At 68.8% G+C, this 12,651-nt stretch carries 6 protein-coding genes; 1 reads left to right on the top strand and 5 read right to left on the bottom strand.

The window, feature by feature from the left end:
- Positions 1-86: 86 nt before the first annotated feature.
- The 5 genes from CFR78_RS01460 to CFR78_RS01440 form a co-directional block, all read right to left on the bottom strand.
- Positions 87-3,008 carry a glycosyltransferase gene (locus CFR78_RS01460; RefSeq protein WP_051671972.1) on the bottom strand — a complete coding sequence of 974 codons (2,922 nt, stop codon included), beginning with the start codon at positions 3,006-3,008 and terminating at the stop codon, positions 87-89.
- On the bottom strand, positions 3,001-4,770 hold the full coding sequence (locus tag CFR78_RS01455; protein ID WP_034927013.1) for an SEL1-like repeat protein: 1,770 nt from the start codon (positions 4,768-4,770) through the stop codon (positions 3,001-3,003). Before CFR78_RS01455 ends, CFR78_RS01460 begins: the two co-directional genes overlap by 8 nt.
- 11 nt (positions 4,771-4,781) lie before the next feature.
- Positions 4,782-6,236 (bottom strand): HlyD family type I secretion periplasmic adaptor subunit, encoded by a 1,455-nt coding sequence (locus CFR78_RS01450; RefSeq protein ID WP_007396970.1) that lies wholly within the window; start codon positions 6,234-6,236, stop codon positions 4,782-4,784.
- The gene (locus CFR78_RS01445) at positions 6,233-8,479 is read right to left on the bottom strand and encodes a peptidase domain-containing ABC transporter (protein WP_007396971.1); all 2,247 of its coding nucleotides are present in this window, start codon (positions 8,477-8,479) and stop codon (positions 6,233-6,235) included. The genes CFR78_RS01450 and CFR78_RS01445 overlap by 4 nt, the downstream gene beginning before the upstream one ends.
- An 83-nt stretch (positions 8,480-8,562) precedes the next feature.
- Positions 8,563-8,943, bottom strand: coding sequence for a P-loop NTPase family protein (locus CFR78_RS01440; protein WP_034927010.1), 381 nt, complete (start codon positions 8,941-8,943; stop codon positions 8,563-8,565).
- A gap of 195 nt (positions 8,944-9,138) precedes the next feature.
- Between CFR78_RS01440 and metH the strand changes: the two genes are divergently transcribed.
- On the top strand, positions 9,139-12,648 hold the full coding sequence (gene metH / locus CFR78_RS01435) for a methionine synthase (protein WP_034927008.1): 3,510 nt from the start codon (positions 9,139-9,141) through the stop codon (positions 12,646-12,648).
- Positions 12,649-12,651: the final 3 nt, after the last annotated feature.

Below are 12,651 nucleotides of genomic sequence, written 5' to 3'. Positions count from 1 at the left end.
CATCCCCTCCCCACATGGAAGGGCGACAGGGCACGCGGGCCGACAGGGATGGCAGGGGTCAAGACGGGTGGCCTCTTCTATGGTCATCAGGAACACGCTTGCCGGGCATAAGACAGCAAAAACGTATTCAATTGGTGAACGGGCAGCCCCAGCGGCACACAGGCCCCCCGCCCCGTGGCGTGGATACGCGCGGCCACGGCACCCAGGTCAAAGGCCACACCGCGCAGGCCCGCACGCCACAGCTGCGTCAGGGTGAAACACCATGTCTCGGGACAGACGGAGGGCACGAAACCGACATGCCCCCCGCAGCCGCGCAGCAGGCCGATCGCGTCCGCCGGCCCGTACGGGCCGGTCATGAACACCCGTCCGGTTTCCAGCAGGGGCGCGTCATCCGAGGTATGGCCCACCACCACGAATTCCAGCGCCAGGTCCCGCGCCCGCGCATCGCGTGCGGCGGCAAGCAGCACGCCATGTCCCTTTTCCGGTCCGATTCCGCCCGCCACCACCACGCGGTACCGGCCCGTGGGCGGCGGCAGGCCGGAAGCAGGCGCCGTGGTGACAGCGGCGGCAAACTGGCGCAGGGACTGGTCGGGACGGTCATCCTCCAGCGCCGCGACATGACAGGGGACGGCAGGGAAATAACGCGCCAGCCGCGTCGCCACATCGGCGGACGGGACCACCACATGCCGGGCACCGGCCAGTTCGCGCGCCGTATCACGCCGCAGGCGGGCCACATCCGTCTCCCCCACCAGCGAGCCAAGGCTGCCCACACACGCACGGCAGGCGGCAGGGCCCGGCTCGCCACAATAGCGCCCCGCTGGTCCCACCAGCGTCACGCGCGGGCAGATCCCGGCATAGTCATGCACATGCACCATATAGGGCACGCCCAGCATCGCACACAGTTCGCGCGCCCGCAGGCCATGGCCCATGTGGTGGTGAATCTCGATCTGCCGCAGGTCCAGCGCCTGCAGGAACGTGACCAGCACACCGGCCTGCGCGGGCCATGCAAAACGCAGCGGGGGACAGGGCGCATCCTCCCTGCCATCACGCAGGCGGAAGCCGCCGTCTTCCGGCTCCAGCACCACCGGCAGCAGGCCCGCCGCCGCCCATTGCCGCGCCCGCGCCGCCACGACACGGGCCACGCCACCGGCCCCCCCATGGGTCACCAGCAGCACGGCCCCGTTCACGCCGGCCTGCCGCGCCGCCCGGTGCCAGACCAGCAGCGACAGCCGCAACCGCCCCGCCGCCAGCGGGTCGGCGGCAACATGGGCCTGCACCAGCGCGTCATAACCGGGGAACAACCGGTTCAGCACCCACAGGTTGCGCTGCTGCAGGGCCTTGCGCGTCGCGCCAAAGGAGACGCCCCCCACATGCCCCACGAATACCCCCAGCGCCGCCCTGTGCCGCCAGCCAGCCAGCCGGGCACGCATGGAAAAATCATTTTCCTCCCCATAGCCCCGCCCATACAGTTCGGGCCGGAACGGGCCGGTGCGGGCCAGGCAGTCATGGCGGATCAGCATGCAGAAACCATGCGCCGTGGGGATCTCGACATCCCGGCCCCCGCTGGCGCGCAGGCTGGCGGCCATGAGGGCACGCACGCGCTCCATTCCGCCAGACAGGGGCGCGGGACGGGACGGGTCAGGCCATGTCAGGATCGAGGCATCATTGGACAATGGCGAGACCGTGCCCGTATCGGCGCGCGCATAGGCCACGCGCCGCATTTCCCCCAGCCAGCCGGGAGCGACGAGCGTGTCGCTGTTGAGCAGCACGACATCCATGCCCGTCGCGTCATCCAGCGCGGTATTGATGGCGGCGGGATAGCCCCTGTTGGCATCATGCCGCCGCAGGATGATCCGCCCCCGTGCGGCAAGTGCGTCCAGTGCGGTGGCCAGACCGGCATCGGGCGTTGCGTCATCCACCACCATGATCTCGACCGTAGGGCCGCAATCCGGTGCAAGGCATGTCTCCATCACGCTCTTCAGGCAGGCCAGCGTGCCCGCGCAGTCTGCATAGACCGGCACCACGATCCGGCAGCGCCCCGCCGGGCGCGGCATGGGCGCGGCAGCCCTGTCCCGCATCCGCATGGCGGGAAACACGGGCCGCGCGCGGGGCAGGCGCACGGGCAGGGGGGAGCCGGTCAGGTCCCGCCCATCCGCGAAGGTCACGCGCACGCTGCCCTGCGGCGCGATTTCATCCCATTTCAGGTCAAAACCCCAGACCGGCATGGCGGGACCGGCGGGGCTGCCATGCGCGGCCCCTTCCGTCCGGTGCAGTGCCAGTTCGCGCCTGCCCCTGTCGTCACACAGGTACAGCACAGGCGCGCGTTCGGGCTGCGCGGGCAGACAGGCCCAGCCCGCAAGCCCATCGTCACCCGGCAGCACGGCACCGGCCACGCGTGCAAGGGCCGTCCGCTCCGGCCTGCCCCCCAGCAGCAGTTGCCCCGCATGGCGCACCTCGACCGCGCCAGAACCGCTACGGGGCAGCGCCATGGCACAGGCTCCCGACTGGCATGGAGCGGCAAAGGGCCGCCCCCCCAGCCATATATCGGGCACGCAACCCGCAGGCAGGCCACCCCAGTGCAGCGTGCCCCGCGCATCCAGCGCGCACCATCCCGGCCAGCCCGCATGCCGGCAGACCAGCCCCGCCGCAACGGACAGCGCCGGGTCGAACCCGTAGCCAGTCAGGAAACGTTCCAGCACCGGAACCGCCCGCGTCCAGTCCCGCGCCATGCAGCACGCCAGAACCAGCAGGCGCAGCCCCGCACGGGATTCCTGACCGGCCAGCACGGCCTCCGCCGCGTCGGCCGCGCCCGCCCCATCACCGGCCCCCAGCCGGGCGGCCGCCAGCGCGAAGCGTACGCGCGGGTCATCGGGGGCCTGCCGGGCCGCGCGCTCCATCCAGGCCAGCGCCAGCAGGGGCTGGCCCTGTCGCGCCAGATGACGGGCATGGCGCAGGCATGTGGCCGGTACGGCGCCGTCGCCTGCGGGTACCCACGGGTCATCAGGCATTATGGCCATCCGCCACCGCCATCCCGTCCAGTGCGGCACGGGCCGCCGCCACTCCCTGCCCTGCGGCCTGCGCGAACCAGTACCGGGCCTGCGCCATGTCCACCGGGCCTGCCAGCCCACGGGCCAGATAGCGGCCCAGCATGAACTGCGCGGGCGCATTGCCCGCCTGCGCCCCCTGCGTGAACCAGTGCAGTGCCTGTGCCCGGTCGGGGGCCACGTCATGGCCACCGCCATACATCGCCCCAAGGGAGAACATGGCCTCTGCCCGGCCCGCCGCCGCCGCGCGGTGATAGAGGGCCAGCGCGCCCGCGTGGTCGCGCGGGCCGCCATGGCCTTCCAGCCGGATCTGGGCGGCGGCAATGCAGGCTTCGGGCAGACCATGACCGGCCGCGCGTTCCAGCCAGTACCGGGCCTGCGACGGGCTGGCCACCACGCCCTCGCCCGCAAGCAGCATGCGCCCGTACCAGTACTGCGCGTTCACCACGCCCGCGCCGGCCGCGCGTTCCATCCACACCGCCGCCTGTGCATGATCGGGCACGCAGCCCATGCCCCTGTGCAGGCTGACCGCCAGGTTGAAGGCCGCGACCGGGTCGCCCGCCTGCGCCATGGGCCGGAAATCAATGCATACTCCATCCGGTGGCGCGGTACCGGGGGAAACCTCGGGCAGCAGGGTAGCGGCAAGGTCGGTCATGGCGGCTGCGTCACCCAGTGCCGCCGCGCGCGCCAGCCAGTGGCGCGCCTGTGCCGGATCGGCCGCGACCCCCCGCCCCTGTACATAAAGCAGGGCCAGCATGCGGCAGGCAACGGCGTGACCGTGTTCGGCCGCCATGCGGTACCAGGTCACGGCCTCATGGTCACCGGGCAGGGCCGCCTCACCGCGCGCATGCAGGTCACCCAGCAGGGCCGCGGCTTCCCGGTCACCCGCCAGGGCGGCGCGGCGCAGCCATGTCTCCGCCGCCATGATGGCGCGCGGGCTGTCCGCCCCGTTGCGCAGCAGCATGACACCATAACGCGCCTGCGCGGGGCGCACGCCACCGGCCGCCGCACGTGCGTACCATTCTTCGGCCCCGGCGGTATTGCGCGCCATGCCCCAGCCGCGTTCGTTCAGCAGGCCCAGCATGTACTGCGCGGTGGGCAGGCCGCTTTCCGCCGCCCGCATCAGGGCCGCCACCGCATCGGGGTCGCTGCCCGGCGGCTGGTCGGGCGCGGACAGATGGGTCACCGCCAGCGCCAGATCCCCCTGCGGGCAGCCCGCCTGTGCCGCGCGCGCGCACCATGCCGCAGCTTCCTGCGGGTTACGCACGCTGTCCGGCCCGGTGGCCAGCAGGTAGCCGTACAGGGCCTGCGCATCGGGCAGCCCTGCCCGCGCCGCCTGCCCGGCCCAGCCGGCGGCGGCCACCGGGTCGGGCCATGCCGTGATTCCATCAGGCCACATAGCGGGCAGCAGGCCATCGGCCCCACCCTGCCCCGGCGGGTCAACCAGCAGCATGAGGGCGAGGGAAAAACAGGCCTCCACATGGCCCGCGCTGGCCGCGCGATGCATCCAGCGCACGCCCTCCAGCGGACTGCGGGGTACGCCACTGCCCTCCAGATAGGCACGGGCCACCTGGTACTGCGCCGCCACCATGCCCGCCCCGGCCATCTGCCCGAGACGGGCGAAGCCCCGTGCCGAATGGCCTTCATCCTCCAGCAGGCGACAGGCATGGCGGAAGCGGCCGGCAGGCGTCATGCCATCCAGCAGGCCGGACAGGAGCTTGCGCATGGACACCCCGGTCAGGGTTCGCGCATGCCGTCGGTCACGGCGGGAATCAGGCGGTTGAGCAGGTATTGCATCACGGTCCGCCGCCCCACATGGATATCGGCTTCCACCGGCATGCCGGGCTGGGGATGGAAGAAGGCGGGCACGCCGTGCAGGGTGTAGCGGTCAATGGACAGGCGCACCCGGTAATAGGCATTCATCGAATCCCCCGGGGCGCTGCCCTGCTGGGCGCCGCCGCCCGGCCCGTCACCCGGCTGTGCAAACGAATCGGGGCTTATGACGCGGACGGATGCCTCCGCCCCGCCATACTGGGTGTAGGGGAAGGCCGCGAATTTGAGCAGGGCATGATCCCCTGCCCGCACGTAGCCCGCATCCACCCCGCGCAGCGTGGCCTCCATGTCCAGATGGCTGCCGGCCGGCACCAGCGTCAGCAGCGGGCTGGCCGCCTGGATGACGGAACCGGCCGAGAGATGGGCAATGCTGAGCACCGTCGCATCGCGGTCGGCGCGCATGATGATGAGTTCATGCTGCAAGATGGCCTTGCTGTAGCTGCCATCGGCATCCGCCAGCCGGTGCTGGGCCAGTGCCAGGTCCTGGTACACGGTGGCATGCCAGTTGCTGGCGTAGCCATCGCGCTGGGCCTTCATGGCGTCCAGCCGGGCGCGGGTGCTGTCGGCCTCGTGCCGGGCGGCAACCTGTGAGCGCGTGACCTCCATGAGCGTATCCTGCGCCGCCAGCGTGGACAGGCGGCTGCCCACCTGCTCGTGCTGGAGCTGCAGGCGCATGTCCTGCACGTCATGCGCCACGCGCGCACGGGCGGCATACATGGCGGCGCTGGCCTCATAGCCCTGCAGTTCGCTCTGCAATCCCGCCACCTGCCGGTCGTAGCTGGACATCTGGGCATTGTATTCCGCCTGCCGGCGCAGGTAGGCCGCCGCTTCCTGCACCGAAGCGGGGTCGCTTACATCCGCCACATAGGGCCGGCCCGCCGCTTCCGCCGTGCGGCGCGCGACCTCGGCACGGTAGGCCGTGACCTGCCGGCGCAGGTTGTTCACGTCCGCATCGGTCATGGTGGGGTCCAGCCGGGCCAGGATCTGGCCCTTGTGCACGGTATCGCCCTCATGCACCTCGATCGAACGGATGATGGAGGTTTCCAGCGGCTGGAGGACCATCGTCTCGTCAAACGGGGTCAGCCTGCCGTTCACGCTCACCACCCGGTCCAGCGGGAAGAACGTCATGACCGCAAGCCCCATGCCCGCAAGGGCCGCGACCAGCCAGATCACATAGCGCGCCGCGTCGGATGGCGGCAGTTCGACCAGCGCCGCACTGGGGGAATAGAACGCCAGCAGCGCGGGCGGCAAGTCGGTTGGCATGTCCGCTTCCGGCGGGGGCAGTACCGACAGGATGCCGCCCGCGCCTTCCCCGTCCCCATCATCTGGGGTGGGGGGAACAAGGTCGTGCCCGTTCATGCCGCGTCCCCCTGCGCATGGTCCGGTGGCGGGATGCCGTCATCCCCTTCCATATGCCGGTTCTGCTGCCGCCACAGCGTGCGGTAGATGGCGCAGCGCGCCAGCAGTTCGTCATGCGTGCCGATATCGGCCACCCGTCCCTGATCCATCACGCAGATCCTGTGACACGCCACAAGGGACGCAAGCCGGTGCGAGACGATGACCATCGTGCGCCCCTGCGCCAGATGGCGCAGGTTGGCGTTGACCACGGCCTCGCTTTCCGGATCAAGGGCGGAGGTCGCTTCATCGAGGATCATGAGTTTCGGGTCGGAAATCACCGCGCGCGCAATGGCAAGACGCTGGCGCTGGCCGCCGGAGATGTTGGTGGAACCTTCCTCGATCCAGGTATCGAAACCCGCGGGCATGCGCTCGATGAACTCCTCCGCGCCGGCCATGCGGGCGGCGCGGACCACATCCTCCAGCGTCAGGCCGGGACGGCCGGCTATGATGTTGTCGCGGATGGTGCCACGGAAGAGGAAATTGTCCTGCAACACCACCCCGCAGGAGCGGCGCAGGTAGGTCAGGTTGATCTCGCGCAGGTCAATCCCGTCCAGCCGCAGCTGGCCGGTATAGCTGCGGCTGACCCCCTGCAGCAGCCGGGTGATGGTGGACTTGCCCGACCCGCTGCGCCCGACCAGTCCCAGCATGGTGCCCGCGGGCACGCTGAAGGTGACATCGGACAGCGCGGGCGTGGCGCCACCGGGATAGGTGAAGCCCACATCCACAAAGGACAGCGCGCCATGGATGGGCGGGCGCAGGCCGGTGGTCAGCGCGCGGGTTTCGGTCGGGCGGTTGAGCACGGAACCGGCCTCGGCCAGCGCGGTGCGCACCTCGTTCAGGTCATCAATCAGCCGGGCCATGCCGACCAGCGGGGCCGCGACCCGGTTGCCCAGCATCATGAACGCCATAAGCGCGCCCGCCTCCATGCCCGACGTGGTGGAGGTGATGGCCAGGTACGCGCCGATCAGGATGATGCCACGATTGATGAACAGGTCCAGCGGCATGACGGCGGTGGACACCCAGTTGCCCATGCGCCCCGAATCCAGCGAGGCCCCGACCACATCGGCGGTCCGCTCGTCCCATACCGCGCGCCGCACCGGCTCCAGCGCCAGCGTCTTGACCGTGCGGATACCGGCCACCGTTTCATACAGCGCGGCACTGCGCGCCATCTCGGCGCGGACCTGCCTGCCCATGAGCCGCCCCATGGTGGGCATGGCCACCAGGATCACCAGCCCGATCAGGGCGGCGGCCACCACCGTCATCCAGGCCAGCGCCCCGCTGAGCCAGAACAGGAAGGGCAGCACCACAAGCAGGGTGAACAGGTCGAGAAAGGTGCTGAGCAGCCGCCCGGTCATGAACTGGCGCACCTTATAGATGGCGCTGACACGCCCGATCACGTTGCCCGCCTGCTCGCGCTCGAAAAACTCCAGCGGCAGGGCCAGCAGGCGGTCAAAAACCGCAAGCGAGATGCGCGTGTCCAGCCGCGTGGTCAGCACCAGCGTGATCTCGCGCCGGGCATGGCCCAGCAGGATTTCGTAAAACGCCATGACCGTCACCATCACGCTCAGGGAAATGAGCGTGGACAGGGAATGGAAGTTCACCACCCGGTCGATCACCTGCATGACGATAAGCGGGGGGAAGATGGCCAGCACGCTCATGACCATGGACGCGATGACCACGTCGCGCAGCAGCACCCGCTCCCCCGCCACCAGCCGCCGCAGCCAGGCGAAGTCGATGCGCTCCTCCGCCGGCCCCGTGCCATGGCGGCCGCGCACCAGCAGCACATCCCCCGTCCACACGGCGTTCAGCCGCAGTTCATCCACCGCCACGGGCGGCATGTCGGGGCTGGCGAAGGGATCGACCAGCCAGATCACGCCATTGGTGTCATCCGCCCCCACCATCAGCCCCGCCGAGCCATCGGCGAACATCAGGGCGACCGGCGGCACGTCGCGCAGGCGCACCAGTTCGCGCCATTGCAGGTGCATGCCCTGTGTTGCGCCCCCGCTTTCCTCCACCCAGCGCGCCAGGGCGGGGATGGAGGGCGTGGCCTCGCCCGGTTCACCGGCAAAATCACGTATGTCGAGGTCGATGCCATGGAAACGGGCCGCACGCAGCACCGCCTGCAGGCGGATCAGTTCCGGCGCGGGGCGGGCCGCCTGCGGCCCGCTGGCCGATGGGTCCTCTGATTGGTCTGGATGGCCCACTTCATCCCTTTGCTTTGCATGTGTTTGCTGACACACCAGAGCCTAGGGACAGAAAGCAAAATGTTCCTTAACGCCCCCGTCTTTCACCCCACCGGTGCGGGGTGCAGCGCAAAACGGGCCGTGACCAGCACATCCCTTTCCAGCGCCATGCGCCACGCGCCCGCCTGCCCCGGCGGGGCGACCAGGACCACGCGGTCGAACCAGGGCAGCGCGCCGGTCGCCCGCCTGCGGAAAACATCGGCCAGCACGGCGGCAACGCCCCCGCCGCGCCCCGTGCAGCACGCGCATCCCGCCCCGTGCGCCGCCGTGGCGAAGGCAGTGGAGGCGGGCACGGCCACGACCCCGGCCCAGCCCGACACGACGGCCGGCAGCCGGTCCGCCCCCACCACCAGCAGCGTATCGCCGCGCGGCGGCCCCACCGGGCTGGCAGGAAATTCCAGCATGATACGCCGGTCGTCACTCATCGCCTTCTCCTTGCCGTCTTGCGGCCCTTCGTGCCCGCACAGGGGATACGGGTGCTGGACACAGGGCGGAAGTTAAGGGAATAAGGAACCCCCGGCATAGTCCCCTCATGCCGGACAGGCCCGAACATGCCAGCCGTGGATACAGGACGGCATCAGGGTATGCCCTGTCCCCTGTCAGCAGATTTCAGGATAACAATGACCATTCGCCCCCATCTTCTCGACGCCCTTCGCGACCAGGTCCTGCTCTGTGATGGCGGGATGGGATCGCGCGTGCAGCTTCTGGACCTTGAGGTCGAGCGCGATTACTGGGGGCAGGAAAACTGCACCGAGATCCTGAACCTCTCGCGCCCCGAACTGGTGCGCGAGATCCATCGCGGCTATTTCGAGGCCGGGGCGGACATGGTGGAAACCAACAGCTTTGGCGGCTCGCCCATAACGCTGGCCGAATTCGGGCTGGCCGACCGCGCGCGTGAGATCAACCGCACGGCGGGCCATCTGGCGCGCGAGGCCGCCGAGACCTTTGCCGATGGCCGCCACCGCTATGTGGTCGGCTCCATCGGGCCGGGGACCAAGCTGCCCTCGCTGGGCAATATCGATTACGACACGCTGGAAGCGGGCCTGACCGAACAGTGCCGGGGCCTGATCGAGGGCGGCGTTGACTGCTTCCTGATCGAGACATGCCAGGACACGCTGCAGATCAAGGCCGCCGTCAATGGTGCGAAGATCGCACGCGCCGAGATGGGCGTGGACACCCCCATTTTCGTGCAGGTCACGGTCGAGACCACCGGCACGCTGCTGGTCGGCCCGGACATTGCGGCCGCCGCCACCGTCATCAACGCGCTGGATGTGCCGCTGATGGGCCTGAACTGCGCCACCGGCCCGCAGGAAATGGCGGAACACGTGCGCTGGCTGGCCGAAAACTGGCCCGGCCTGCTCTCGGTCCAGCCCAATGCGGGCCTGCCCGAACTGGTCAATGGCACCACGCATTACCCGCTGACACCCGCCGAAATGGCAAGCTGGGTCGAGCGCTTCATTACCGAGGACGGGCTGAACCTGATTGGCGGGTGCTGTGGCACGTCGACGCCGCACACGCAGGCGCTGGACCAGATGCTCCGTAAGCGCGCCGAGGGCACCGGCCGCATCCGCCCCGCCCCCGTGCCGCGCAGGCCGGTGTGGATTCCCTCTGTCGCCAGCCTGTATTCACAGGTGCCGCTGCGGCAGGAGAACAGCTATTTCTCGATCGGTGAGCGCTGCAACGCCAACGGATCGAAAAAATGGCGCCAGTTGCAGGAAGCCGGCGACTGGGATGGCTGTGTTGCGCTGGGCCGCGAACAGGTGGCCGAAGGCTCGAACGCGCTCGATATCTGCACCGCCTTCGTCGGCCGCGACGAAATGCGTGAAATGAACGCGGTCGTGACCCGCTTCACATCCTCGGTCAACGCGCCGCTGGTCATCGATTCCACCGAAACCCCGGTGATCGAGGCAGCCCTGAAGCTGCATGGCGGCAAGCCGATCATCAACTCCATCAATTTCGAGGATGGCGAGGCGATTGCCACCGAGCGCATGCTGCTGGCGCGCAAGTTCGGCGCTTCCGTCATTGCGCTCACCATTGATGAGGTGGGCATGGCCAAGACAGCGGAAGACAAGCTGCGCATTGCCACAAGGCTGGTCGAATTCGCCTGTGAAAAGCACGGCCTGCCGCAATCCGACCTGATGATCGACCCGCTGACATTCACCATCGGCACCGGCACCGAAGATGACCGCAAGCTGGGGGAATGGACGCTGGAGGGCATCCGCCTGATCCGCGAACGCTTCCCCGATATCCAGATCGTGCTGGGGCTGTCCAACATCTCGTTCGGGCTGAACCCGGCGGCGCGCGCGGTGCTGAACTCGGTCTTCCTTGACCACGCGGTGCGCGCGGGCATGACGGCGGCAATCGTGCATGTCTCGAAAATCCGCCCGCTGCACCTGATCCCCGCCGATGAGGTGAAGGTGGCCGAGGACCTGATCTTCGACCGCCGCGCGGAAGGCTATGACCCGCTACAGCGCATCCTTGAAATCTTTGCCGACCGCAAGGCCGCCGATGCGGTAAAGAAGGCCCGGGCCGAGACCGCGCCCGAGCGCCTGAAGGACCGCATTGTCGATGGCGACCGCAAGGGGCTGGAAGACGATCTGGCCGAAGCCATGCGCGACATGGCGCCGCTGGACATCATCAACACCGTGCTGCTCGATGGCATGAAGGTGGTGGGGGAACTGTTTGGCGCGGGCAAGATGCAGCTGCCCTTCGTGCTCCAGTCCGCCGAGACGATGAAGGCCGCCGTGGCGTGGCTGGAACCCCACATGGAACGCACCGAAGGCCAGGCCCGGGGCACCATGGTGCTGGCCACGGTGAAGGGCGACGTGCATGATATCGGCAAGAATCTGGTTGACATCATCCTGACCAATAACGGCTATCAGGTGATCAATCTGGGCATCAAGGTGCCGGTGGCGGACATGATCGCGGCCGCGCGCGAGCACAGGGCGGATGCCATCGGCATGTCCGGCCTGCTGGTCAAGTCCACCGTCATCATGCGTGAAAACCTTGAGGAAATGCAGCGCCAGGGCCTTGATGTGCCCGTGATGCTGGGCGGTGCGGCGCTGACGCGCAATTACGTGGAGGAAGACTGCACCGCAGCCTATGGCGAGGGCGGGCGGGTGGCCTATGCGCGTGATGCGTTCGACGGCCTGTCGCTGATGGACAAGGTGGTGCAGGGTGAGTTCGACACCTACCTTGCCGCCATCCAGTCCCGCCGCGCGGGCAAGGCCACGCGCACCAGCCGCACGCAGGATATCGAGGCCGCCGAAACCCGTGGCTTCGGCCCGGTTGACGTGGCCGCCGCCCGCGCGCGGCGCGAAAAATTGACAGCGGACGAGCCCGTGCTGGTCCCGCCCTTCTGGGGGCCGCGCGTGCTGGAGGCGACACCGGAGGCGGTGCTGCCGTTCCTCAATGAACGCTCGCTCTACCAGTTCCAGTGGGGCTTCCGCAAACAGGGCCGCTCGCTGGATGACTTCATGGTCTGGGCGCGCAAGGAACTGCGCCCGGTGCTGCGCCATATGCTGGCGCTGTGCGCGGAGCAGGATATCCTGCACCCCCGCGCCAGCTACGGCTACTGGAAGGCGGCGGGCGAGGGCAACGACCTGGTGCTGTTTGGCGAGGACGGCACGAACGCGGTCGCCCGCTTCACCCTGCCTCGCCAGCCACGCGCGGACGGGGCCTGCATTGCGGACTTCGTGCGCGATATTGACGATGCACAGCGCGACGTGATCGGCCTGCAGGTCGTGACCGTGGGGCAGGATGCATCGGACCGCGCGCGCGAATGGTTCGAGGCGGATCGCTACAAGGACTACCTCTACCTGCATGGCCTGTCGGTGGAGATGGCGGAAGCCATGGCGGAATACACCCACAAGCGCATCCGCGCCGAGATGGGCTTCGCCGCCGAGGACGACCGCGACATGGCGAAACTGCTCCAGCAGGGCTACCGGGGTTCGCGCTATTCCTTCGGCTACCCCGCCTGCCCCCGGCTGGAGGAACAGGAGCCGATCCTGAAGCTGCTGGATGCGGAAAGGATCGGCGTCTCGCTGACCGATGGCTTCCAGCTCCATCCCGAGCAGTCAACGTCGGCACTGGTGATCCTGAACCCGCACGCCAAGTATTTCTCGATCTAAGGG

Source organism: Komagataeibacter rhaeticus (assembly GCF_003207855.1).
In the GTDB taxonomy this organism is placed as follows: domain Bacteria; phylum Pseudomonadota; class Alphaproteobacteria; order Acetobacterales; family Acetobacteraceae; genus Komagataeibacter; species Komagataeibacter rhaeticus.
This window is presented reverse-complemented; position numbering and strand designations above follow the sequence as displayed.

Bases quoted from the DNA above. Each gene is read 5' to 3' on its own strand.
- CFR78_RS01455 (WP_034927013.1), bottom strand. From the start codon at position 4,770: ATGCGCAAGCTCCTGTCCGGCCTGCTGGATGGCATGACGCCTGCCGGC.
- CFR78_RS01450 (WP_007396970.1), bottom strand. From the start codon at position 6,236: ATGAACGGGCACGACCTTGTTCCCCCCACCCCAGATGATGGGGACGGG.
- metH (WP_034927008.1), top strand. From the start codon at position 9,139: ATGACCATTCGCCCCCATCTTCTCGACGCCCTTCGCGACCAGGTCCTG.
- CFR78_RS01440 (WP_034927010.1), bottom strand. From the start codon at position 8,943: ATGAGTGACGACCGGCGTATCATGCTGGAATTTCCTGCCAGCCCGGTG.
- CFR78_RS01460 (WP_051671972.1), bottom strand. From the start codon at position 3,008: ATGCCTGATGACCCGTGGGTACCCGCAGGCGACGGCGCCGTACCGGCC.